The organism is Ruegeria sp. AM1 (assembly GCF_056540745.1).
Map to the genome: position 1 here is coordinate 56,645 of NZ_JBQFXH010000006.1, position 23,035 is coordinate 79,679.

The 23,035-nt window shown below is 57.6% G+C and carries 30 protein-coding genes; 18 read left to right on the forward strand and 12 right to left on the reverse strand.

All coding sequences use genetic code 11. The features are described from left to right. Window positions 1–26: 26 nt before the first annotated feature. The 3 genes from ACR0I7_RS13745 to ACR0I7_RS13755 all read right to left on the reverse strand — a co-directional run bounded on the left by ACR0I7_RS13745 (window position 27) and on the right by ACR0I7_RS13755 (window position 3,674). On the reverse strand, window positions 27–1,322 hold the full coding sequence (locus tag ACR0I7_RS13745) for a flagellar hook protein FlgE (protein WP_480511940.1): 1,296 nt from the start codon (window positions 1,320–1,322) through the stop codon (window positions 27–29). Between the two features lie 99 nt (window positions 1,323–1,421). Continuing rightward, complete coding sequence (locus tag ACR0I7_RS13750) at window positions 1,422–2,258, reverse strand: flagellar motor protein MotB (protein ID WP_480511942.1); 837 nt, start codon at window positions 2,256–2,258, stop codon at window positions 1,422–1,424. 96 nt (window positions 2,259–2,354) lie between these two features. Next, the gene (locus ACR0I7_RS13755; RefSeq protein WP_480512133.1) at window positions 2,355–3,674 is read right to left on the reverse strand and encodes a FliI/YscN family ATPase; all 1,320 of its coding nucleotides are present in this window, start codon (window positions 3,672–3,674) and stop codon (window positions 2,355–2,357) included. Window positions 3,675–3,779: 105 nt separating this feature from the next. Here ACR0I7_RS13755 and ACR0I7_RS13760 point away from each other — a divergent pair, with 105 nt between their 5' ends. The 9 genes from ACR0I7_RS13760 to ACR0I7_RS13800 are packed head-to-tail and all read left to right on the forward strand — an operon-like array spanning window position 3,780 to window position 8,359. Further along, window positions 3,780–4,169: a FlgB family protein gene (locus tag ACR0I7_RS13760; RefSeq protein WP_480512135.1), complete on the forward strand. Its 390-nt coding sequence runs from the start codon at window positions 3,780–3,782 to the stop codon at window positions 4,167–4,169. A gap of 14 nt (window positions 4,170–4,183) precedes the next feature. Further along, window positions 4,184–4,570: a flagellar basal body rod protein FlgC gene (flgC, locus tag ACR0I7_RS13765; protein ID WP_480511944.1), complete on the forward strand. Its 387-nt coding sequence runs from the start codon at window positions 4,184–4,186 to the stop codon at window positions 4,568–4,570. A gap of 12 nt (window positions 4,571–4,582) precedes the next feature. Further along, window positions 4,583–4,873 carry a flagellar hook-basal body complex protein FliE gene (fliE, locus tag ACR0I7_RS13770; RefSeq protein ID WP_480511946.1) on the forward strand — a complete coding sequence of 97 codons (291 nt, stop codon included), beginning with the start codon at window positions 4,583–4,585 and terminating at the stop codon, window positions 4,871–4,873. Between the two features lie 3 nt (window positions 4,874–4,876). Continuing rightward, the gene (locus ACR0I7_RS13775; protein ID WP_480511948.1) at window positions 4,877–5,149 is read left to right on the forward strand and encodes a flagellar biosynthetic protein FliQ; all 273 of its coding nucleotides are present in this window, start codon (window positions 4,877–4,879) and stop codon (window positions 5,147–5,149) included. Further along, window positions 5,149–5,859 carry a flagellar hook-basal body complex protein gene (locus tag ACR0I7_RS13780; RefSeq protein ID WP_480511950.1) on the forward strand — a complete coding sequence of 237 codons (711 nt, stop codon included), beginning with the start codon at window positions 5,149–5,151 and terminating at the stop codon, window positions 5,857–5,859. Before ACR0I7_RS13775 ends, ACR0I7_RS13780 begins: the two co-directional genes overlap by 1 nt. Window positions 5,860–5,883: 24 nt before the next feature. After that, a complete protein-coding gene (flgG, locus tag ACR0I7_RS13785) occupies window positions 5,884–6,669 on the forward strand; it encodes a flagellar basal-body rod protein FlgG (RefSeq protein WP_480511952.1) in 786 nt (261 codons plus the stop codon). Beyond that, on the forward strand, window positions 6,669–7,085 hold the full coding sequence (gene flgA, locus ACR0I7_RS13790) for a flagellar basal body P-ring formation chaperone FlgA (RefSeq protein ID WP_480511953.1): 417 nt from the start codon (window positions 6,669–6,671) through the stop codon (window positions 7,083–7,085). The genes flgG and flgA overlap by 1 nt, the downstream gene beginning before the upstream one ends. A gap of 2 nt (window positions 7,086–7,087) precedes the next feature. After that, window positions 7,088–7,816: a flagellar basal body L-ring protein FlgH gene (gene flgH / locus ACR0I7_RS13795; RefSeq protein ID WP_480511955.1), complete on the forward strand. Its 729-nt coding sequence runs from the start codon at window positions 7,088–7,090 to the stop codon at window positions 7,814–7,816. A gap of 9 nt (window positions 7,817–7,825) precedes the next feature. Further along, a complete protein-coding gene (locus ACR0I7_RS13800; RefSeq protein ID WP_480511957.1) occupies window positions 7,826–8,359 on the forward strand; it encodes a flagellar basal body-associated FliL family protein in 534 nt (177 codons plus the stop codon). 18 nt (window positions 8,360–8,377) lie between these two features. On the opposite strand, the gene ACR0I7_RS13805 is transcribed toward ACR0I7_RS13800, so the two are convergent. The 7 genes from ACR0I7_RS13805 to ACR0I7_RS13835 form a co-directional block, all read right to left on the reverse strand. Then, a complete protein-coding gene (locus ACR0I7_RS13805; RefSeq protein WP_480511959.1) occupies window positions 8,378–8,752 on the reverse strand; it encodes a hypothetical protein in 375 nt (124 codons plus the stop codon). After that, window positions 8,749–9,834, reverse strand: coding sequence for a flagellar type III secretion system protein FlhB (gene flhB / locus ACR0I7_RS13810; protein WP_480511961.1), 1,086 nt, complete (start codon window positions 9,832–9,834; stop codon window positions 8,749–8,751). The genes ACR0I7_RS13805 and flhB overlap by 4 nt, the downstream gene beginning before the upstream one ends. After that, window positions 9,831–10,604 (reverse strand): flagellar biosynthetic protein FliR, encoded by a 774-nt coding sequence (locus ACR0I7_RS13815; protein ID WP_480511963.1) that lies wholly within the window; start codon window positions 10,602–10,604, stop codon window positions 9,831–9,833. The genes flhB and ACR0I7_RS13815 overlap by 4 nt, the downstream gene beginning before the upstream one ends. Further along, window positions 10,601–12,688, reverse strand: coding sequence for a flagellar biosynthesis protein FlhA (gene flhA / locus ACR0I7_RS13820; protein WP_480511965.1), 2,088 nt, complete (start codon window positions 12,686–12,688; stop codon window positions 10,601–10,603). Before flhA ends, ACR0I7_RS13815 begins: the two co-directional genes overlap by 4 nt. Window positions 12,689–12,697: 9 nt before the next feature. Then, window positions 12,698–13,393, reverse strand: a complete 696-nt coding sequence (locus ACR0I7_RS13825) for a transglycosylase SLT domain-containing protein (protein ID WP_480511967.1) — start codon at window positions 13,391–13,393, stop codon at window positions 12,698–12,700. Between the two features lie 73 nt (window positions 13,394–13,466). After that, window positions 13,467–13,895 carry an Lrp/AsnC family transcriptional regulator gene (locus tag ACR0I7_RS13830; protein ID WP_480511969.1) on the reverse strand — a complete coding sequence of 143 codons (429 nt, stop codon included), beginning with the start codon at window positions 13,893–13,895 and terminating at the stop codon, window positions 13,467–13,469. 55 nt (window positions 13,896–13,950) lie between these two features. Then, window positions 13,951–15,270, reverse strand: a complete 1,320-nt coding sequence (locus ACR0I7_RS13835) for an MFS transporter (protein WP_480511971.1) — start codon at window positions 15,268–15,270, stop codon at window positions 13,951–13,953. A 152-nt stretch (window positions 15,271–15,422) separates the two neighbouring features. Here ACR0I7_RS13835 and ACR0I7_RS13840 point away from each other — a divergent pair, with 152 nt between their 5' ends. The 7 genes from ACR0I7_RS13840 to ACR0I7_RS13870 all read left to right on the forward strand — a co-directional run bounded on the left by ACR0I7_RS13840 (window position 15,423) and on the right by ACR0I7_RS13870 (window position 20,203). Then, a complete protein-coding gene (locus tag ACR0I7_RS13840) occupies window positions 15,423–16,037 on the forward strand; it encodes a ribonuclease D (protein WP_480511973.1) in 615 nt (204 codons plus the stop codon). Beyond that, on the forward strand, window positions 16,034–17,002 hold the full coding sequence (locus tag ACR0I7_RS13845) for a KpsF/GutQ family sugar-phosphate isomerase (RefSeq protein WP_480511974.1): 969 nt from the start codon (window positions 16,034–16,036) through the stop codon (window positions 17,000–17,002). Before ACR0I7_RS13840 ends, ACR0I7_RS13845 begins: the two co-directional genes overlap by 4 nt. 12 nt (window positions 17,003–17,014) lie before the next feature. Continuing rightward, on the forward strand, window positions 17,015–17,614 hold the full coding sequence (gene lptC, locus ACR0I7_RS13850) for an LPS export ABC transporter periplasmic protein LptC (RefSeq protein WP_480511976.1): 600 nt from the start codon (window positions 17,015–17,017) through the stop codon (window positions 17,612–17,614). 42 nt (window positions 17,615–17,656) lie between these two features. After that, window positions 17,657–18,109: an LptA/OstA family protein gene (locus ACR0I7_RS13855; protein WP_480511978.1), complete on the forward strand. Its 453-nt coding sequence runs from the start codon at window positions 17,657–17,659 to the stop codon at window positions 18,107–18,109. Further along, window positions 18,109–18,867, forward strand: coding sequence for an LPS export ABC transporter ATP-binding protein (lptB, locus tag ACR0I7_RS13860; RefSeq protein ID WP_480511980.1), 759 nt, complete (start codon window positions 18,109–18,111; stop codon window positions 18,865–18,867). The genes ACR0I7_RS13855 and lptB overlap by 1 nt, the downstream gene beginning before the upstream one ends. A gap of 250 nt (window positions 18,868–19,117) precedes the next feature. Next, the gene (hpf, locus tag ACR0I7_RS13865; RefSeq protein ID WP_480511982.1) at window positions 19,118–19,681 is read left to right on the forward strand and encodes a ribosome hibernation-promoting factor, HPF/YfiA family; all 564 of its coding nucleotides are present in this window, start codon (window positions 19,118–19,120) and stop codon (window positions 19,679–19,681) included. Window positions 19,682–19,738: 57 nt separating this feature from the next. After that, window positions 19,739–20,203 (forward strand): PTS sugar transporter subunit IIA, encoded by a 465-nt coding sequence (locus ACR0I7_RS13870; RefSeq protein WP_480511984.1) that lies wholly within the window; start codon window positions 19,739–19,741, stop codon window positions 20,201–20,203. A 64-nt stretch (window positions 20,204–20,267) separates the two neighbouring features. On the opposite strand, the gene dalA is transcribed toward ACR0I7_RS13870, so the two are convergent. Beyond that, window positions 20,268–20,783 carry a divisome-associated lipoprotein DalA gene (gene dalA, locus ACR0I7_RS13875; protein WP_480511986.1) on the reverse strand — a complete coding sequence of 172 codons (516 nt, stop codon included), beginning with the start codon at window positions 20,781–20,783 and terminating at the stop codon, window positions 20,268–20,270. A 169-nt stretch (window positions 20,784–20,952) separates the two neighbouring features. Here dalA and ACR0I7_RS13880 point away from each other — a divergent pair, with 169 nt between their 5' ends. Continuing rightward, a complete protein-coding gene (locus tag ACR0I7_RS13880; protein ID WP_480511988.1) occupies window positions 20,953–21,552 on the forward strand; it encodes a L,D-transpeptidase in 600 nt (199 codons plus the stop codon). A 139-nt stretch (window positions 21,553–21,691) separates the two neighbouring features. Then, a complete protein-coding gene (locus tag ACR0I7_RS13885) occupies window positions 21,692–21,874 on the forward strand; it encodes a hypothetical protein (protein ID WP_120631809.1) in 183 nt (60 codons plus the stop codon). 73 nt (window positions 21,875–21,947) lie between these two features. Here ACR0I7_RS13885 and hemH read toward each other — a convergent pair whose 3' ends face one another. Further along, window positions 21,948–22,997 (reverse strand): ferrochelatase, encoded by a 1,050-nt coding sequence (hemH, locus tag ACR0I7_RS13890; RefSeq protein WP_480511990.1) that lies wholly within the window; start codon window positions 22,995–22,997, stop codon window positions 21,948–21,950. Between the last annotated feature and the right edge of the window lie 38 nt (window positions 22,998–23,035).

Genomic DNA, 23,035 nt, shown 5'->3' on the forward strand with positions numbered 1-23,035 from the left:
TCCCCTCTCTCTCATCAAGCGCTGGATTAGCGTTTGATATTTGTTGTTTCCTGCAGCATTTCATCCACCGTCTGGATCACCTTGGCGCTTGAGGAATAGGCGCGCTGCGTCTGGATCATCGATGTCAGTTCGGTCGCGACGTCCGTTGTGGATTCCTCGCGCGCGAAGGAAATCAGGTCGCCGGTCGGCCCTTCGCCCGCGTTCCACAGAAAAAATGTGCCGCTATCGCGTGAGGGGGCGTAGGTTTGGCTGTCTAGCGCGGTCAAGCCGTTTGGATTAGGAACATCCGCCAGTGGGATCTGAAACATCCGACGGCTGACGCCGGTGTCATAAAACGCATAGACATATCCGCTTTCATCAACCTGGATGCTTGTCATCGTTCCGACGGCGGATCCGTCACGGGTGATTGAGACCGGCGCAAATGTGTCGGACAGCTGCGTGATCCCGTTTGCATCACCGATTTGGCCAATGTTGATTTCCATCGGCCCGCCCGCAACGTTGACAACCACACTGCCGGTGGCCGGATCATATGCACCACCCGACACGGCTGCTACACTGGCCAGCGTTCCGCCGGCCGTCCGGCTGTCCGTGAAGGTAAGGGTGTATTCCCCAACCACGGCGCCGCCCGAGGCCGAGTCACGCAAAATCATTGTCCATTCATTGCTGCTGCCGGTCGCCGGAACCGTTGGCACCAGTTCGATATCTAGGCTTTCTGATTTGCCGAGGTTGTCGAAGTATTCAACAGACAGGGGCTGCGAATCGCCCGGTGCCCCGGCGTCGGTGGCTGTGGCGGGCAGGTTCATACGCAGGTTCATTTCTGTTGTCGGCGCTCCGGACAGCTGATTGATGCTGAGCTGTACGGGTTGCAATGCAGCAGGGGTGTCGCGGGGGACGCTGGGGATCGATCCGTCGGCCGCAGCCGGCCAACCCAGAAGCACCAGACCCGATTCGGTGACAAGATACCCCTCGGAATTGGCGCGAAATGATCCTGTGGTGGTCAGCAGCATTTCTGTCGAGCCCGACCCGATTTGCGAACTGGGCATGACCGGCAACATCCCGCGTCCACGTACGGCCAGATCGGTCGAGTTGTTCGTTGTCACCAGCGATCCGCGCTGATCAATCAGCCGCTGACTGGTGGTCCTGACGCCGCCGGCGGAATAAGCTCCGCCCTGGCCCGACGTGACCATCGAATGAAAATCCGTCTCGACCCGCTTATACCCAAAGGTCGACGAGTTGGCGATGTTATCGGAGATTGTCGCCAACCTGTTGGCATTTGCCTTCAGCGCAGCCACACCGGCATTCAACGAAGAGGAAATTGTCATCAGCACGCCCTTCTGTTGCGTAGTTCGTTGCAGCAACAGCTAACGTGCAGGCCCTTAACAGCGGGCTAACATCTAAAATGCGTTCTATCCAATCAGACGCTATTGACGCAGAAAGATGACCTCGATCCGGTTGTTTCGGACCGCCATGGGATTGTCCGTGGACAGTTTGCGGTCTGCATGCCCGGCGATGCGCTCGAGTCGCTGCCCTTCAACCCCCTTCATCTGCAACAGCCTGCGCGCCGCATGTGCGCGGGACGTGGACAGATCCCAGGAGGGATTGCGGGCCTGCACGATGGGCGATGCACGAACATGCCCGTCAACGGCAATCGCGTTGGTCACGAGGTCCGATGAGCGGGCCACCAGCCCTGCAAGCGCCATCATGACTGCGGTTGGCTTGTCGCTTCCTGTCTTGAACAGCGGTTGATCTTCTGTGTCGAACAACTCGACCACCAAACCCTCATCGGTGACACGCGTGACAATATGTTTGAGAACCTCGTCCGAGACCATGCTTTCGCCCGTTCGTCCGAGCAGATGTGCCTCGAGCGATGAAAAATCTTCGAACGCACCTTTGCCGCGCCCGAGCGAATCGACGCCTGTCGACCCACGCGCCTGCCGCGCCTTGGTTGGAGTGCGGTCGCTTGCACCCAGCCCATCCGACACCCGGGTTTCTTCGGTCAGCATATTGGTGCCGCCAAAAGCACCATCGCCCCCTCCGGAAACCGGGTTCATCGGGATTGTCGGCGAGAAGTAATCCGCCAACCCCTTGCGTTGTTTTTCCGTCGTTGCATTCAGCAGCCACATCAACATGAAGAACGCCATCATGGCCGTGACAAAGTCGGCATATGCGACCTTCCACGCGCCGCCGTGGTGACCATCACCACCTGACACACGCTTCTTCTTGATGATGATTGGCGCCGCATTGGATTGCGCACCCATCTCCACCACCTTTTCTCACCCGTCTAAAAGGGGTAGCAGCGCAGGTCTTAAAGCGGGCTTAACACTTAAAACTGTTATGAAATCCGTTGTCACCGATCAGCGGGGCAAACCGGCTGAGGCCCGGCGGAGGATCAGCGACAGCCGGTTAAAGCTGTCTTCGATTCCGGTTGCATCAGTTCTGGCAAAGAAACTGTCCAGCTCGGCGTGAACCCGCACTGCCTGATCCAGCACCGGGTCTGAGCCTTCGGCATAAAGGCCTGCCTTGATCATGACCTCGGATTGCTCATAGCTGCCGACCAGTTTCCGCGTCTCGGAAATCAATTGATTCTCGTCTTCTGTGGCGGCGCCCGGCAGGCTGCGGGATACGGATCGGCTGAGGTCGATGGCGGGATAGCGTCCGCGTTCCGCAATGTCGCGGCTGAGAACGACGTGACCATCCAGAACGCCGCGCAGAATATCGGCAACCGGCTCATCCATATCCGATCCGGCGACCAGCACGCTGAAGACGGCGGTAATGTCACCCTGGTCGGCCCGCCCCGGCCCCGCCCGTTCGCAAAGATTGGCAATAAGGGGTGTCACCGACGGAGGAAACCCGCGCAGCGAGAGCGATTCGCCCATAGCTACGGCGATTTCACGATGTGCTTCGGCAAATCGCGTGACTGAATCTGCGAGGAACAGAACATTCAGCCCCTGATCGCGCAGAAACTCGGCAACAGACATTGCCGACCAAGCGCAGCGCCGACGCGCCAGCGCGGATTGGTCCGACGTTGCCGCGACAACGACGGTACGCTTCATTGCATCCGGACCCAGGGCCGTTTGCACAAACTCGTTCACCTCGCGCCCACGTTCGCCAATCAGGGCCACGACAACCGCGTCAGCCTGCATTGAACGGGCGAGCGTGGCCAGAAGGCTCGATTTTCCGACACCGGATCCGGCGAACAGCCCGACGCGCTGGCCTTGAACAATCGGCAGCAGCGTGTTGAGAATGGCCAGCCCGGTTGCCATGCGCGCGCCCAAAGGCTTGCGGGCCACGGCGGGCGGTGGTGCCTGCATAATGTCGCGGGGCGCTTCTCCGGCCAAAAGTGGTTTGCCGTCGAGTGGCTTGCCAAAAGGATCGATGATTCGGCCCAGCCAGTGCATCCCTGGCGCAAATGCGGGCGATTGCTCAAGATAAATCCGGTCGCCAAGGCTGACCCCGTCGGGCGCCGCCGCTGGCAGCATATGAGTGTGACCGGACCCCACGTGCAGCACCTCACCGGCAAGATCGGGTCCCGTGCGGCGTTCGAGCGTCAGGTGATCCCCGATCCGCGCCTGTTCCGTCAGGCCGCTCACCTCAATCACTCCGTCTGCGACACCCATGACAAGGCCGATATGCCGAATGGCCGACTGCCGGTCGAATTCGTGTTTCAGAAGCATCGGCTCAAGAACGGGCATGATGGGACTCCTCGATAGTTTCTGAAAACGGTTTTTAAAGGAATCGGGGTTAAGCCTTGATTGAAATTGATCGAGGGAGAAGCCCCGATGTTCTCTGACCTGAACGTCTTTAAGACAGCGTACGCAATGGCAACCCACGCCGGACAACGGCAGGCTGTTATTTCGCGCAACATGGCCAATGCTGATACGCCCGGATACCAGCCGCGCGATATTGAGGCCTTTCAAACAGTTTTCGAAAACGCGGATCGTCAGACGACAATGGCGGCAACCCGAGCGGGTCACCTGCATGGGAGCGCGACCTCTGGACACAGCTGGGCCGAGCATAATGCAAATGCGTCCTCTGACCCGAATGGCAACGGTGTGTCGCTGGAGGAAGAAATGCTGAAAGCAGTTGAGGTCAAACGACAGCATGACCGCGCGCTGGCCATCTACCGGTCGTCGATCGGCATTCTGCGCACCAGTCTTGGCCGCGCCTGAGCGAGGGGAGCGATATGAGCGATTTTTCTCACTCCCTCAGTGCCTCGGCCAGTGCGCTGCGTGCGCAGGCGGCCAGATTGCGGCATGTATCCGAAAACATCTCGAACGCGGACACGCCCGGCTATCGGCGCAAGACAGTGCCGTTCGAAACGATCGAGCAGGATGGCCGGCAGATGGTGCAGACCGGTCGGGTCAAGCTGGACCGGCGCGAGCTGAGCCGCATCTACGATCCCAGTCATCCAATGGCGGATGATACGGGTCATTTTCGCGGATCGAATGTCGACCTGATGATCGAGATCGCTGACGCGCGCGAGGCGCAGCGCAGCTATGAGGCAAACCTCAAAATGTTCGACCAGACGCGACAGATGTCGTCGTCTCTCATGGAATTGTTACGCAAATAAAGGAACGCCAGAATGGATGTCCAATCAATAAACGCCGCCCAGAGCTATGCTTTTGCACGCCCGGCAACGCAAGCCGATCCCGATCACGGCGGCGCGGCACAGGGGTTGCGCGCAACCTTTCAGGATTTTGCCGCGACGCTGAAGCACAGCGAACAGATGGCCGGGGCCTCGATGGTGGGTCAGGCAGATCCGCACGCGCTGGTACAGGCTCTGGCGCAGACCGAGCTTGCCGTCGAAACGGCCGTAATCGTACGCAACAAGGTGGTCGAGGCCTATCAGGAAATCCTGCGGATGCCGGTCTGAGCGATGCTGAGCGAAGGTCTGTTCTATGACATCGTGCGCCAGGCCTTGTGGGTCGCGGTTATCACCTCGGTTCCGATCCTGGCGGTTGCACTGGTTTCAGGGTTGGTTGTGGGTCTGTTTCAGGCGCTAACCTCGGTGCAGGAGATGACGCTGACCTTCGTTCCCAAGCTGATCGCAATTGTGATCGTGTTCTGGATTTCCATGGGCTTCATGACCCAGACCCTGGTTACGTTTTTTACCTCAACAATCGTTCCGCTTATTGCAGGAGGGCGCTGATGGATACCGCTTACGTCACCTTGTCCCGTCAATCCGGTCTTATCAATGAGATGCGGTTGGTGGCCAACAATATCGCCAATGCGAATACGACAGGCTATCGGCAGCAGGGTTTGGTGTTTTCCGAATTTGTGCAGCACATGGCCGATAATCCGTCTCTGTCCATGAGCCGGGCCGAGGCGCGCAATACATCGTTCCAGCAGGGCTTGTTGACCGAAACCGGCGGGCAGTTTGACTTTGCGATCGAAGGTGATGGTTTTTTTATGATCGAAACGCCCGACGGCAACCGTCTGTCGCGCGCAGGCAGCTTCTCCCCTAACGCCGAAGGGGATCTGGTGACGATGGATGGGTTTCGGGTTCTCGACAGCAATGGCGCCCCGGTTTTCATCCCTCCGGATGCAGCCTCAATTGATGTGGGCGGGGATGGTACGCTGAGCGTGAATGGCCAGTTGTTGGGTCAGATCGGTGTCTATAACGTGGCAGACCCCAAAGAGCTTGTGCGCGAGGGCGGCACATTTTTCCGCTCTGAGGGAGCGATTGACCCGGTCGAGCAACCTGTTGTTTTGCATCGTTTTCTTGAAGGGTCGAACGTCAACGCCATAGATCAGGTCACGCGACTGGTCGAGATTCAGCGCGCTTATGAGCTGGGGCAGAGTTTTTTGGAATCCGAAGATGAACGGGTGCGTGGCGCGCTTAAGGCGCTGATGCGTTGATCCGACTAGGAAGGAGTATTTGACATGCGGGCTTTGAAAATTGCGGCAACAGGTATGACGGCGCAGCAGATGCGAGTCGAGACGATCTCGAACAACCTCGCGAATATGAGTACCACGGGCTATAACGCACGGCGCGCGGAATTTGCGGATTTGCATTATCAGCAGATGTCGCGTGCCGGGACCGTGAATGCCAATGACGGGACTGTCCTGCCAACAGGTATCCAGCTTGGGCTGGGCGTCCGGCCGGCGGCTGTGACCGTGCAACTGGCGCAAGGGGCGTTGTCGGCCACTGGTAATGATCTGGACGTTGCCATCGAGGGGCGCGGATATCTTGAGGTCACCCTGCCCAGCGGGCAGTCTGGCTATACGCGCGATGGCAGCCTGAAGCGTTCAGCCGAAGGTCTCATCGTGACGTCGGACGGATATGCCGTCGCGCCTGAGATCACGATTCCTGATGACGCGCGATCCATATCGATTAATGCCTCGGGTGAGGTTTACGCCTATTTCGATGACACGGCAGAGGGGCAGTTGCTGGGCGAACTGACGCTTGCGAGTTTCTCGAATGCCAAGGGGCTGGAGGCCGTCGGCAGTAACCTGTTCAAGGAAACCGAAGCCTCCGGCGCGCCCGTCGTCGGCACGCCGGGCGAAGACGGCATGGGCACGTTGCGACAGGGGTACCTGGAGGACAGCTCGGTCGATGCCGTACGCGAACTGACTGAGCTGATCGAGGCGCAGCGCGGCTATGAAATGAACTCCAAGGTCATCTCAGCCGTCGACCAGATGATGGGCGCCACGACGCAGGTCCGATGATGCGAGTTCTGACCCTGATCATAGCCTTGTCAGGCCCCTTGTCTGCGCAGGCTGACATCGTTGTCTCGGCCCGAACCATCCGCGCCAAAGAAGTGATTGCCGCCTCGGATCTTGAGATCAAAGCGCTTGATGTCGACGGGGCAGTGTCCGATCCGGATGTTCTGATCGGACAAGAGGCTCGGGTTGCTCTGTATCCCGGTCGACCCATCCGGGCTGCGGATGTGGGGCCGCCGGCCATCATTGACCGCAATGATTTGGTGACCCTGGTCTTTGGCGGGGCGGCCTTGTCCATCAGCACCGAGGGGCGGGCTCTGGGGCGCGGTGCTGTCGGGGACCGAATCCGCGTTATGAATCTTTCCTCCCGAACCACAGTGACTGGCCGCATCCGGCTGGACGGGCAAATCGAGGTGAACTGATCATGCGTATTTTAACATCTCTCACACTGGCCGTTCTGGCCGTTTCGGCCTGTGGCCGTATGGATCATCTGGGCAAGCCTCCCAGCTTGACACCAAATACCGATTCACCTGAACACGTGGCGATGTTGTGGCCCGGATTACCCCTGCATACTCAGTCGCAGCGCGCCGTAGACGGGTCGTCACTCTGGAGTGGCGGCCAGAACTCGTTGCTGGGCGATCAGCGGGCCATGAAAAAAGGGGATATAATGACAGTGGTGATCGAGCTGGACGAAAAGGCCGAGATCACCAATGATACCAATCGGTCCCGCGCCGGGTCCGAGAGCCTTGCTGTTCCCAACTTGTTTGGCCTGCCACAGCGGGTCGGGGATCAATTGCCCGATGGTGCGTCTTTAGATGAAGCGGTGTCGATTGATTCCGCTTCTGTCAGCAAAGGCAAGGGATCGGTCAAACGCAAGGAGAAGTTGACCCTGCGGGTTGCCGCAACGGTGATCGACGTGCTGCCCAATGGTGTCCTGTCAATATCGGGTACGCAGGAACTGCGCGTGAATTTCGAACTTCGGGAATTGCTTGTCTCGGGCTATGTGCGGCCCGAAGACATCTCGCGCCAGAACGAGATCACCTATGACAAGATTGCCTCGGCGCGGGTTTCCTATGGCGGTCGCGGGCAGATCACCGACGTGCAGCAGCCCCGCTATGGGCAGCAGATTCTTGATACATTGCTGCCGTTCTGAGGTGCCGGGATGATTGGTAAACTATTGCCTGTGGGTTTGCTTGTGGCGGGTGTCGGCGCAGGCGTGGGGGTTGGAATCGTCTTGTCGTCAAAAAACGACGTCAAGCCTGATGACGAGATGGCATCAACCGATGAAAAATCCTCATATGACCAGAAAGAGGCGGGCGAAAAACAGGCAGAGGTCGAAGATAAAGAAACCGCCAAAAACGATAAGTCAGAGGCGTTTGAGTATCTGAAGATGACCAAGCATTTTATCGTCCCCGTGGTCGGAGAGGATGAAATATCTGCGCTTGTGACGATGAATGTGAGCCTGGAAACGCGCCCCGGTATATCCGATGCATTTTATGCCATCGAACCAAAGCTACGCGACAGCTTCCTTCAGGTGTTGTTTGATCATGCGAATATGGGGGGGTTCGACGGAAATTTCACCCATTCCGATAACCTTGCAGCGTTGCGCCAGGCGTTGCTGGAAGTTGCGCGACAGGATCTAGGCGATGATGTGTCGCGTGTTCTGATAATGAGTGTCGGCCGGCAGGATACCTGACGAAACTGCGGGGCTTGATCACTCCCGCAGCTTCAGGTGTTGCCGGTGCCGCAGTTCGCGCTGCTGAGTCTTTTCAAGATCGCAAACCGCCTGTTTCTTGCCGAACGCGCGTTTGAGATCCTCCATGGCGGCGATCTTTTGCGCCCGTACGCGTGCCAGTTCGATGTTGAGCTGGCGGCGGGCTGCCGACTCCCACCCGCGCCATAAAACGTCGGAGCCGGTCACCCGGTACCCTTCCGTTTGATGGCAATCCGCCCGAACCTCGGAAACCTGCGTGTCCAGCTTAGCAAGCTGGTGGAGAATGCGGGCTTCGGTATCCAATACGGGGCGCAGTTTTTGGTACTCGCGCTGAAATACGGCCTCGGTGACGGCGGACAGCTTGCTCAACTTCATCCGATTTGACCCTTTGCGCGCTTTCGCATCGCTTCGGCGAACCGAATTGCCGCCGCGACGGGACGATAGTGTTCTTCTGCAATCTCCTGCCCGATCTCGACCGTCGCATGCAGCGCGCGGGCGGTGGGCGGGTCAGAATGAAGCGGCACGCCAGCCTCGATGGCCGCCTTGCGAATTGAGGCTGCGACCTCGTCCACGCCCTTGGCCACACAGACCGGAGCGGTCCCGGAGGCGCGCGACCATTTCAGAGCCACAGCGTAATGCGTTGGATTGACAATCACGACGTCCGCCTTGGGCACATCGGCCATCATTTGATTGGTGGCGATATCCTGCGCCCGCTGGCGGCGCTGTTGCTTTACATGGGGATCCCCCTCGGCATCTTTGGTTTCGTCCTGAATTTCTTTGCGCGACATCCGGTTCTTGCGCAGGTGTTCGAAGTATTGCCAGGTGTAGTCGACGACCCCGATGGTCAATCCGATGGCGATGACGATGAACAGAAACCGCATCAGCAGGGTCATCATCGAAAGAATGGATATCCGACCGGGCGCAGCCGATGCAGAAACGATTTCGGCCAGGTTGGCGTGCAGGAACAGCGCCAGACAGATGCTGTATATCAACAGCTTGACGAAGCTTTTTGCGAATTCGAACAGACCGCCCCGCCCGAACTTGTTCTTTGCGTTGAACGGAATTGAGATTCGCGAGGCACGCGGTTTGAGCTTGCTGGGCGCAAAAACCAGCGCGCGCTGGGCCAGCAGGCTGAGCAGTACCGATGCTGCGGGTACGGCAAACAGAATTGCGATCGGTGCCAGGGCAGTCAGCAGCCCGGCAACAGGCGCCGCTGCCGGCCCGGTCGTCAGCAGGGGCGATATCTGATGGGACTGATCAATCAGAACCACAAACAACGTGCCGAGCCGTTCGGCGGCATATGGTCCTGCAGTGACCATTGCGATCAGCAACCCGGTATAGGCGGCCACCACGGATATGTCGTTGGACTTGGCAATTTCGCCTTTCTCGCGCGCCTTTTGCAGCTTTTGCGGCGTCGGTTCGAATGACTTGTCGCTGTCGTCGTCCTGACTGCTCATCGGAGGCCACCAATTGGGTTTCGCAGGAAATCGAGTAACGCGTCAGACCACACGGACAGTATTAACGGGGTTCCGGCAAAAAGCAGAAACAGGCCCGCAAAGGTGATCGCGGGGGCGCCGACAAAAGCGACCATGAGCTGCGGCATGGCGCGGTTGATGACGCCAAGCGCCAGATTATAGATCAACGATGCGATGACAAACGGCATGGCCAACGCAAAGGCCAGGCCAAAGCTCTGCGCGATTTGCATGACGCCCCAGTGCGACAGATCCGGTGCGCCCGGGACCGTGCCCGCTGGAAAAAGCGTGTAGCTGTGGATCATGAACTGCGCCACCCGGATATGCAGCCCCATCACGGTCGCCAGCGCCAACCCTGCAATGGTCAGCAGGTATCCCATGGCCGGGACGGGCTCGGCCGCCGCTCCGCCGAGGATCTGGGACAGGGACGTGGCTTGTGCGGCAATAGACCCTGCCGTCTGAAGCGCCAGAACAAAAAGCCGCAGCCCCATGCCCAGACCCAACCCGATCAGTAACTCAGTACCGATCAGAGTCACCATGCGCCAGAATTCGGGTATTGCATGTGAGGAGGGCAACGCCGGGGCCACAATCAGGGTAAATGCCACCGCGACCCCAAGTTTTACACGTACCGGGATGCTGCGTTCCCCAAAGGCCGGCAATAGGGAAACCATCGCAGAAACCCGCAAGAAAATCGCGAATACATGCCACAGACTTTCCTCCAGTTGCGGCAGTAGGTCTGGTGGGAGATTGATCATGCAGGTACCGTGCCGACCAGCGCTGGGCGGGCCTCGAGCCCGATCTCTTCGAAAGAGAGTACCGGATTGGAAATTCCCCGCGCATGCATGATTGTGCGCAGCAACCTGCGCCGTTGGGTCGATGTGACCACGGCAGGGAACATCCCGTTATCGGCAGATTGTGCAACCGTGCTGACGACACCATCGGCGAGCTTGTTGAACAGGTTTGGCGGCAGCGCGACATCTGGTCCGGCGGCCGGCGCGTCGATTTGATAGGTTGCAAATGTGTCTTCCCATTCAGGCGCCAGCTGGATCAGGGGGATCGAGCCATCTTCACGCTTCATCTCAGCGACCAGCTGAAAGCCCAGTCGCTGTCGGACAAGCTCGCAGATTGCCTCGGGCTGGGTCGCCGTCAACCTTGCTTCGGCGACGCTTTCCAGGATCAGCGCCATGTTTCGGATCGAGACCCGCTCATCCAAAAGCAGACGCAGCACCGCGTGCAGCGTGTCGATCGGCACTTTGTCGGGGATCAGTTCGTCCAGCAGTTTGCGATTGGCCTCGGCCCGCACGGGATCGCTGAGGCGGGTCATTTCCGACAGCAACTTGCGCAGAGATTTCAACGTTAGCAGGCGCGAGAAATTCTGTTTGATGATCTCAAGCAGATGGGTCGCCAGAATTTCGGGCGGTGTGACAATGGTGGCGCCGCTCATCGCGGCGGCCTCTTGATCCTTGGGCAGGATCCAGCGAGCAGGCGCGCCGTAGACCGGTTCAGTCACGTCGTTGCCATCCGGCAGCAGGTCAGGCCCGTCCTGTACCAGCGCCAGAACCAGATCGGGGTTCAGAACGCCGCGCGCCTGCTCTACGCCTTGCACGCGGATCACATAGGTGCCCATTGGCAGATCGGCGCGGTCGGTGAGGCGTATTTCCGGCAGGATGAGGCCAAAGCTTGATGCAACATAGGTGCGCATGTTTGCGATCCGCGCATCCAGCCCGGTACCGGGGTTCAGAACCATGCTGACCAGATCCGGAGCAAACTCGAGATGCACATCATCAAGGTCCAGAATGTCGCCAATGGCCTGAGATGCGGGCGTATCGGACTCGGCGGTTGGCATTTCCGCTGCTTCCTGTTCTGCCTGTTGTTTTTTGTAGACCGTGAACGCGGTGTAGCCGAGCACAGTGGCCCCAAGAATAAAGGGCAAGAACGGCAAGCCGGGAACCAGGGCAAATAGAACCATCAGAACGGCAACCGTGCTCAGCGCGGCGGGGTGTTTGCCAAGTTGCGAAAAGATTGCGTTGTCGGTTGCACCCTGTGTGCCGCCACGAGCCAGTAACAGAGCGGATGCGATCGAGATAATCACCGCTGGGATTTGCGACACCAGACCGTCGCCCACCGTTAGAATTGCATAGGTTTCAAAGGCGGCCGCGACCGGCATTCCATGGACGATGACCCCCATGATCAGGCCCATCACCAGATTGAGCAATGTGATCAGCAACCCTGCGACGGCGTCGCCTTTGACAAATTTCGATGCGCCGTCCAGCGAGCCAAAAAATGTCGTCTCTTGCTGTTCGCGCTCGCGCCGTTCCTTGGCTTGTTGATGGTCGATTGCGCCTGCGGACATATCGCTGTCAATCGCCAGCTGTTTGCCGGGCATCCCGTCCAGCGCAAACCGGGCGCCAACCTCAGCCATCCGGGCGGCACCTTTGGTGATGACCATGAAATTCACAATCAGCAGTACGCCAAACACCACCAGTCCCAGGAAAACACTGCCGCCCATGACGAATTGGGCAAAGCCCTCGATCACGTCACCGGCCGCGCTTGGCCCCGTATGACCCTGTCCGATGATCAGCTTTGTGGATGAGACATTCAGCGACAGGCGCAGCATCAGCGAGGCCAGCAGGATCGTCGGAAAGGAGGAAAAATCCAGAGGCCGCTCGATAAACAGCGTCAGGGTAAAGATCAGGATGGCAAGGGCAAATGATGCGGCAAGACCCACATCCAGAACCCAGGCTGGCATGGGCAGGATCATCATGACGATGATCGTCATCAGCGCCAGCGCCAGCAGCACCGTCGGGGAAAACAGGGTTCGCGCGTCGATACGGGGCAAAGGCAGCTCCTACTTAAAGGTGATAAAGGCGGTGGCCGTGCCGGCAGCAGGGACCAGCGATCCCAGCACGCTTTGTCGGGGTTGGCTGTCCAGCGGGATCAACGGGCGCGCTGCATCCATGAACCGGTCACGTTCAGCGCCCGCGATCTGTCTTGTATCGCCGCCCTCGATCCGGGCCAGCATAAGCTGGAAGCGTTCCGAGTATCTGTCTGCGAGTGCCTGAGTGCGCGAGTGATAGGCACCGGCTGCTGCAGGCCATGATCCAAGTTCGGCATAAAGCTGGTTCAGGAACCGCGCGGCATAGGTTGCATTTTCGGTCGGGTTGAACATGGCATCAATCGACCGGAACGCTTTGCCATGCCAACGATAGTTGATCTGAAAACAGCCGACATCAAAGCTGCGTTTGCCCGATTTGAAGATGTCGAAAACGTAAGACTTGGCCTCGATCTCTGAGTTGAACCAATATCCCTGACCTTCCAGATTGACGGTCCAGGGCCAGGGCTCCAGCGCGCCGTTTCGGGTGCGGCCGGTTTCAACCCGGGCAATCGCTCTGAGCACGTCAAGTGGCACCCCTTCGGCGCGCGCGGCCTGTCGGGCCGCACGGTCACAGATGCCATCGGCATGCGTGTCAGGCATGGCCAGAACAGCCTGCGCCGCAACGGCGGGCGCAAGCAAAACGAGGATCGATGTTTTGAAATCTGGCATTCTGCCGGTCCGGGATTCTGATCAGTTCCGGTCAAGCTAGCCAGGTTTCGGTTTACAGAGCGTTATCGCGCGCTCAGCTTCTGTCGATCCGGCGACCGAACACAACGCTGGTATTGGTGCGCAGGACGCCGGGGATTTTGGCCAGCTCATCGACGAGAATGTCCAGATCGTCGATCCGGGGCGCCTCGGCAGACAGCAACAGATCGAAGTCCCCATTGATGGACAGGCACAGCTTGACCTCGGGGTAAGCTTCGAGCCGTTGGATGATGCGCTTGGTTTCCTTTTGCTGCACCTCAAGCAGAACGATCACCTGAACCTTTGGTGTGTCTTCGGCCTGATGCAAGATCACGGAATAGCCTGCTATCACGCCCCGCTCTTCCATGCGGCTGATGCGTTCATGGACGGTGGTTCGGGCAACACCCAGAGTTGCTGCAATTAGGGTCGTAGAAGCGCGGGCATTGTGCTGCAGGGCGGCGATGATGCGACGGTCTAGCTGATCCATGAAATCTCCGGGTTGTGTGGGGCTCTGCCGGTGTAGGGCAGTTCCGGGTCGAAGCTCAAGATTTATGCGGATAGCGCGGGTGCAGATCATCGACGACGATTGGATGGGCATGTGGCAAGGCACCCGCAAGATGAGGATGATCCGGAGGAAGATCGGGATGGTCATGCGCAATCGGCGTCTCATCGTCGCGGGGCCAGAGGGACATCGCAACAAGAATGCCGGGAACCGCCAAAAGTGCCATGCTTGTCAGGCTTACGCTGGCTCCAAAACGAGTCATCAGCCAGCCCGCCAAAGGGTACAACACCAGCCAGCAGGCATGAGACAGCGTGAATTGTGCCGCGAACACCGCCGGGCGATCTTCGGCATGGGCTGAGCGGGTGAGCAGGCGACCCGAGGGTGTCAGAGTGGCGGAGTATCCGAAACCTACACAGCCCCAGATCAAGGTCAGCGTCATCAGCGACATAAGGCCGGATATCACTAGTGCGGCAGCGGAAGCCATAGCTGCTGTTGCCAGTGTTGCGCCTGCCAGCATGACCTGACGCGCGGTGATCCGGTCCAGGAGTCGCGGTAGGGCAAAGGCCGCCAGCATCGAGCCTCCGCCGAACCCTGCAAGGGCTATTGCAACGGCGCTTTCGGATAATCCCAGATCCGTGCGGACAATCACAACCGTATTTACGATTACCATCGAACTGAGCGCGGCAGCCGCCCAGCTCAGCGCCAGCAGGCCACGTAGGCGCGGGGTCCTAAGGTAGATGCGCAGTCCGCGCGTTGTGCTGTCATATATCCCCCGCTGTATGGTTGGTTTGGGTGAGGGCAAGGCGACTGATACCACCAAAACGGCTGAGGCAACAAAACCCAGGCTCGTGCCCAGAAACAGGCTGTCGAAACTGACCAGCAAAAGTAGCGCGGCGGCCAGCATAGGGCTGAGCAGGCTTTCCATATCATATGCTAAGCGCGACAGAGACAGCGCCTTGGTATAGTCTTGCTCATCGGTCAGGACATCGGGGATGGTGGCCTGAAATGCTGGAGTAAACCCAGCCGATGCGGATTGTAGGACAAAGATCAGAACATAGACCTGCCAGACCTCAGTCACAAAAGGCAGGCACAGGGCAACGACGGCGCGCACCAGATCCAGCGCCACCAGCATCCTGCGCCGGTCCAGACGCGCCGCAAACGCGGCAGCGATCGGAGCGATGGTGACATACGCGATCATCTTGATGGTCAGCGCCGTGCCCAGAACCAACCCGGCGGCGTCTCCGGCCAGATCATAGGCCAGCAGCCCCAGCGCAATTGTGGCCAGACCGGTTCCGGTAAGCGCCACGACCTGCGCCGCAAGTAGGTGGCGATAGGTGCGATTTTTCAGAATGCTCAGCATGGGTCACAACTGCATTGCGATGGCTTATTCCTATCCCTCCCGATGCGGCGCAGTCAATTTTCGCTGGTCTATCGGCGGGTTGACACCGAGAGCGTTGAGTTTAGAGGCTAAACCTCCTATCTCGGGGTCGATATCGCACAAAGGAAGTTTCTGTGGCCAATCACCTGTATAAGAACGATCTGCCGGATGGGCTGGATCTGGGCCCCATCGTTGCCATCGATTGTGAAACCATGGGGCTGAACCCCCATCGCGACCGCCTCTGCGTCATTCAGATGTCAGGTGGCGATGGCAACAGCCACATTGTTCAGGTGGAAAAGGGACAGGACGCAGCGCCAAACCTGTGCGCGATGCTGGAGAACCCGGATGTGCTGAAGCTGTTCCATTTTGGCCGCTTTGATATTGCCGCGATGTATCATGCCTTTGGCGCTCTGGCCGCCCCTGTCTATTGCACAAAGATCGCCAGCCGCCTGGTGCGCACCTATACCGACCGGCACGGGCTGAAAAACCTGTGTCAGGAGCTGATCGGCATCGATATTTCCAAACAACAACAGATGAGCGATTGGGGTGCAGAGACCCTGACTGACGCGCAGCTGGATTATGCTGCATCCGATGTTCTCTATCTGCATCGTCTGCGCGATGAGCTGAACAAACGCCTGGAACGGGAAGGCCGGACCGAGATGGCGCAGGCCTGTTTTGATTTCCTGCCGATGCGTGCGAAGCTTGACCTCGCAGGCTGGCCCGAAACGGATATTTTTGCGCACTCATGACCGACAACGAATCCTTTCTCAAAACAGCAAGGCAAGTCGTGACCGACGAGGCCCGCGCGCTGGATGTGCTGGCCGAAAGCCTTGGTGAGGATTTTGCCGAAGCCGTTCAGATGATCCTGAAGGCCCCGGGCCGGATCATCATCAGCGGTATCGGCAAATCAGGCCATATCGGTCACAAGATCGCGGCGACACTGGCCAGCACCGGGACGCCCGCATATTTTGTGCACCCGGCCGAGGCCAGCCACGGTGATCTGGGCATGGTGTCCAAAGGGGATGTGGTTCTGGCCATCTCAAACTCGGGTGAGGCGCCGGAACTGGCCAACCTGCTGGCCTTTACGCGACGGTTTGCGATCCCGCTGATTGGCCTGTCCAGCAAGCCCGAAAGCACGTTGATGAAACAGGCCGATGTGCATCTGCTGATCCCGGCGCTGGGCGAGGCTTGTGGTTTTGGTATGGTTCCGTCCATCTCGACGACGTTGACGCTGGCGATGGGCGATGCGCTGGCAATCGCGCTGATGAAGTATCGTGATTTCAAACCCGAAGATTTCAGAGCCTTTCATCCCGGCGGCAAACTGGGGGCCAGGCTCAGCACCGTGCGGGATCTGATGCATTCCGGTGACGCACTGCCTATCGTGTCTGAAGAAACCGCAATGGGCGATGCGCTGATCGAAATCAGCCAGAAGGGGTTTGGCGTTGCCGGGGTGACCGATGCTCAGGGCCATCTGTCCGGCATCATCACCGATGGCGACCTGCGGCGACATATGGACGGGTTGCTGAACCATTCCGCTGCGCATGTCATGACAGCCAGCCCTACAACTATCGCTCCAGATGCGCTGGCCGAAGAGGCGGTGGCGATCATGAACCAGCGTAAGATCACCTCGCTCTTTGTGGTTGATCCGGCTGATCCCGGCAAGGTGTTGGGCGTGTTGCACATCCATGATTGTCTGCGGGTTGGACTAGGCTGACGGGAGGCTGAGGTGGACCGCTATTCGCGCATGGTGCAGCTTTTTAAGGTTTTGCTGCCTTTGGCAGCGATCCTTTTGCTGTCCGCTGTGTTTCTGTTGTCGCGAAGTATCGAGACTAATGTTTCGGTTCCGTTTTCGCAGCAGGATATCGATGCGCGTCTCGCTGATCAGTTGGTGACCCGTCCCCATTACCGGGGCACGACCCGCAAAGGAGAGGATGTGCAGATTGACGCCTATCAGGCCGCTCAGGGCACAAACGGCGATCTCCCGACCGCGAGCGAGTTCAGAGGACGTTTTGGATTGCTGAATGGTGGGGTGATTACGCTGGACTCAAACTCGGGATCGATCAGGCCCGATCAAGGCACCGCAACCTTCGTTGGGGATGTGGTCATCACAACAACCGACGGCATGCGGGTCACAACTGATCTGCTGAACACATCGATTGACGAGATTCGCGGCGGCACGCCTGGTCAGGTCGACGGAACGGGGGCGATCGGGAATTTTACCGCCGGGCGCATGACATTCGGAACAGAAAAAAAAGACGGCCCCGTCCATATTCTTTTTACAGATGGTGTTAAGCTGGTGTATGAGCCGGAAAAAGCAGAAAGATAACCTGTGTTTGATTTTCGTGTAATTCCTTTTTTCATTGCGCTGATGTTTGGCGCGCTGTCGGCTGCAGCGCAGGAAACACAGGTTGCGTTTGGATCAGTCAAGGCCGACCCCACGCTGCCGGTCGAGGTGACTTCTGAAACGCTGAACGTGAACCAAGAGGATGGATCGGCCGAGTTCACCGGCAACGTCATCGTCGTTCAGGGCGAGATGCGGCTGACCGCTGAACGCGTACTTGTGATCTACAACGAAGATCGATCTGCGATTGAGCGAATGGAAGCCACCGAAGATGTAGTTCTCGTCAGCCCTCCCGATGCGGCGGAGGGAGACCAGGCAGAATACACTATCGACTCAGGTGTGATCGTGATGAAGGGCAATGTGCTGCTGACCCAGGGACCCAGCACGATCAGCGGCGATGAGATGGTGGCAAACCTGACATCGGGAACCGCAACCATGACCGGTCGAGTCAAAACGATCCTGCAGCCGGGTGGAAATTGATGAGCCAGCCGAAACTGTCTGTAGCCCAGGGATCATCCGGTCTGCGCATCGAAAAGCTGCGGAAATCGTACCGTAAGAAAACCGTGATCCGGGATGTGACAATGACCCTGGATCGTTCCGAGGTGGTCGCACTGCTGGGACCAAATGGCTCGGGCAAGACAACAACGTTTTATTCCGTCGCTGGTCTGGTTTTCCCCGAAGCTGGAACCGTCACGCTGGACGGACAGAATGTCACAACCCTGCCGATGTATCGCCGGGCGCGCAAGGGGATCGGATATCTTCCGCAAGAGATGTCGATCTTTCGTGGCATGAGTGTCGAAGACAACATTTCTGCGGTGCTCGACATTACGGTGAAGCATGCGCATCGGCGGAAAGAGCGGCTCGAAGAGCTGCTGTCCGATTTCTCAATTGAGCATTTGCGTCGGGCTCCGGCGCTTGCGTTGTCGGGTGGCGAGCGTCGCCGCGTTGAGATTGCGCGCTGCCTTGCCGCTGATCCAAAATACCTGCTTTTGGACGAGCCTTTTGCAGGTGTTGATCCAATCAGCGTTGGCGATATCCGGCATTTGGTGGCCGATCTCAAGAAACGCGGTATAGGTGTGTTGATCACCGATCATAACGTGCGGGAAACGCTGGAGATTGTCGACCGGGCTTATATTCTGCACGATGGTCAGGTTCTAATGTCCGGCACGCCTGATGAGGTGGTCGAAAACGAGAATGTGCGCCGGGTCTATTTGGGCGAAAATTTCCGGATTTCATAGGCTTGCGCGGAATTGCGCCGGCCACGTGGCGGAAATCGCGTATATACACACCTGTTTCGATTGACTCTTCCCTCACCTCTTGGCTCAATTAGCCTATGGCATTTCTTCGGTTCCAGGCTGGATCTCGATGTCCCTTCTTTGAGGGGTCAGATCAAAGACAACCGCAGAACATGCTGATACCCCCCACCCAATAACAACAATTTCGTCGCGTAACGTGACGTCAGAATGGGTGAATTGCGAAGGAGACCACATGCGTTACCAAATCAGCGGAAAACAGATCGACATCGGTGCGGCGCTGCAGACCCACGTGCAGACCGAACTGGGCGAGGTCGTGGGCAAATATGCTCAGCGGCCAACGGACGCCAACGTCGTCTTTTCCCGTTCAGCGCATGAATATGTATGCGAAACTACCGTACATCTGTCCACGGGCCTGACCGCTCAGGCCAAGGCCCATGCGACCGAAATCTATGCAGCGTTCGAAGGCTGCTGCGACAAGATGGAAACGCAGTTGCGTCGCTATAAGCGTCGCCTGAAAGACCACCACAAGGATCGCTCCGAGCCTGTTGAACTCTTTGGAGCCTCGTCTTATATCCTCGCCTCTGACGAATCGGACACTGCGGACGAACCCGAATCCCTTCAACCGATGATCGTGGCAGAGATGGAGACGAAGATTCCATCGCTGAGTGTTGGTGAAGCTGTTATGCAGATGGAACTTGCGGGTGCCCCGGTGCTTGTGTTCCGAAATGAGAACAAGGATGGATTGAATGTCGTGTACCGTCGCGAAGACGGGAATATAGGCTGGATCGATCCTTAACAGGCAAGGATAACAGGTGACCCCCGTGAACACGTGGGGTCGCCGTGGAGCATTATCATGGAGCTGTCGAGCATACTAAAGCCGGAAGCCGTACGTGTTTTGTCGGCCGCTTCCAGCAAGAAGCGGCTGTTTCAGGAGATTGGCGACGTTGCTGCAAGCACGCTTGGGCTTGAGGCTCAGGAAGTTGTGGACAATCTGTTGGAACGTGAAAGCCTAGGCCCGACAGGTGTAGGACACGGTGTGGCCCTTCCGCATGCACGGCTTTCAGCACTTGAGTCGGTGGCTGGCGTATTTATTATGCTGGAAAAACCCTTCGATTTCGGATCGGTGGATCGTCAACCGGTTGATTTAGCGTTTTCGCTTTTTGCACCCGAGGACGCGGGTGTGGATCATCTCAAGGCTCTTGCGCTGGTGTCGCGCACCTTGCGAGATTCATCTGTCTGCGCCAAGCTCAGAGCCAACCCTGATCCGGTCAAACTTTATGCCATTCTGACGGCCGCGCAGTCTATGCAGGCGGCTTAAGGGCGACCTAAAGAAAAAAGCCTCCGATCATCGGAGGCTTTTTGATTCTGGATATGGGCTTGGTTCAGCCACCCGCCCCCATCTCTAGGGTCCACCAGATTTTGCCGCCGCTTTCCTGATGCCAGGCAAAGCCCATCTGGGTGGCTTCGGGGTCCATGATCACAGCCCGCGGTCCCTGTTCTTGCATCCAGGCTGCGAGCGTTTCGGTCTCGGTCTCGTAGGTTTCAGAAATAGCTTCGCCCAGAAACGTCCCGAAATATCCGGCGCGTGTCGCGCGGTCGATGGGCGACGATCCGTCGGACCCAAAATGCCAGGGTCGGTTTTGACGTGACATATCCTTAGCATGAGTGGCCGCTGCGGCGTTGAGCTGAGCATTCAACTGAACCGACTGCAGTCCCGACGCCTGACGTAGCGCGTTGACCGAGTCGAGCATGCGGAATTGCAATTTATCCGGATTGCCACGGATCTTGTACACGGTAGGCAAAGGCCGCCCGTCGGCACCCAGCGCAGTGGTGCCGGTGTCGGTACATGCCGCCAGTGCGACTAAGCAAATCAGCAATAGAGAGGTAATACGCGTCATGATTGGCCTGATAATTGTTTCGACAAGGGGAATAGCCTGCCTTATCGTCCGGAGCAAATGCGCAGTGGCTAAATCCTGCGTGATTCTGCCGGTTTGATTTGCGACTGAAGCATTCTGGCAATAAAATGGACCAGATTTTTGCATTTGCCGATAAGAAGGACCGTCTGCCATGGTCAGGAAAACTATTAAATCGACAACTCGCCGCGGGTTTCTGACCGGCGCCTCTGCCGTTCTGGCGACACCTGCCATAGCTCAGTATATCCCCGGAGATCCCTTGCGGCCGGCCCCGGAGCAAGAACCAGCCGTTCGCCGCAATGTCTCGGGTTTCAGGGCGCTGGATTGGCAACCCTATTTTTCGAACACCAAGAACGGCGCAATTCTGGTCGATACGGTTTCGCGCGCTTTGCATTACTGGTCTGAAGATCAATCCACCTACAAGCTTTACCCTTCTTCGGTGCCTCTGACCGAAGATTTAACGCGTCGTGGGCGTACCAGCGTGATCCGAAAGGTTGAGGGCCCAAGCTGGGCGCCGACTCCATCGATGAAGAAACGAAATCCTGAGTGGCCGGACTACATTCCACCCGGTCCGGATAACCCATTGGGAACACACGCTTTATATCTCAGCTGGAAGTATTACCGTATCCATGGGACGCATGATACGCGCAAAATCGGTCGTCGATCGTCGAATGGCTGCATTGGCCTCTTTAATGAAGATATTGCAGAGCTGTTTTCCATTGCCAAGGTTGGCACGCAAGTGTTGCTAATTTGACGACATTTTCGCGCTCCAAGCCGCTTCCGGCTCAAGTTGCAATTGCATTCCCGCCCTTTAGCTGATTAGAAAAAACCACGAGGTAAGTCTTGGATGTGCGGTTCCGATAGTTGGAATCGCGCAAATTCTGGAGGTTAATATGAAGAAACTCGTTCTCGCTGCTGCATTGACTGCCGCTGCTTCGACCGCATTTGCAGGCAACCTGGAAGAGCCGGTTGTAGAGGCACCTGTTGTTGTAGAAGAAACTCAGGGTTCGTCGCAGGGTATCCTGCTGCCGCTGATCCTGCTGGTCGTTGTTGCTGCTGCTGTTGCTGCTGGCTAACTCGACGAGAGTTATCAAAAGAAAAGGCGGTGGATTATCCACCGCCTTTTTTTGTGTCTGATTGTCGGGCTGCCTAGTCCAGCCAGCCGCGCAAGTTATCTTCGATCGTTTTGCTCAGGGCAGTGATATGGGTGTCCTCGTCGTTCAGACAGGGGATATAGGTAAAGGTTTCACCGCCGGCCTCTTCGAAGCTCTCTTTGATCTCTTCATTAATCTCTTCAAGCGTTTCAATGCAGTCAGCGGAGAAGGCAGGGGCAATGACGGCGATGTTCTTCTTACCTTGCTGCGCCAGTTCAGCCACATGGTCAACCGTGTAGGGCTTCAGCCACTCTTCGGGGCCGAATCGGGACTGAAAGGTTGAAACAAGCTGCGCATCAGACCAGCCAAGACGCTCTTTGAGTAGTCGTGAGGTTTTGACGCATTGGCAGTGATAGGGGTCACCCTGCATCAGATAACGTTCTGGCATCCCGTGATAAGAACAGACAAGGATGTCAGGCTGGCTTTCCATGTTGGCATAGGTCGTTTCGACCGATTGCGCCAAGGCGTCGATATAAGCCGGTTCATCGAAATATGCCGGCACCGTGCGGCTGGCGGGTTGCCAGGTCTCTTCCATCAACGCGCGAAAGAACTGATCGTTAGCGGTTGCGGTGGTTGCCCCGGCATATTGGGGATAGAGCGGGAAAAACAAAATGCGGTCACATCCCTCGGCCACCATCTGGCGCACCTTGGATTTTGTGGAAGGGTTGCCGTAACGCATACAAAAATCGACAAGAACCTTATCGCCATACCGCTCGTGCAGCGCATTTTGCAGCTTGGCAGTCTGATCCTTGGTGATGGTCATCAGCGGGCTCTCGCCCTTATCGTGATTCCAGATCGATTTGTAGGCTTCACCCGAACTGAAGGGGCGTTTCGACAGAATGATCCCCTGCAGAATGGGCTGCCATTTCCAGGCGGGATAGTCGATCACCCGCTGGTCCGACAGAAACTCATTCAGGTATCGCCGCATCGGCCAATAGCTATAGTCGTCAGGCGTTCCCAGATTCGCCAGCAAGACGCCAACACGGCCCATTTTGACCTTGGGATGATCTGCATTGGCATGTGTTGGACGAGTGGCGTCGAGCATAAGAGACTTCCTGAGTTTGTGTTCGTTTCTGACATAAA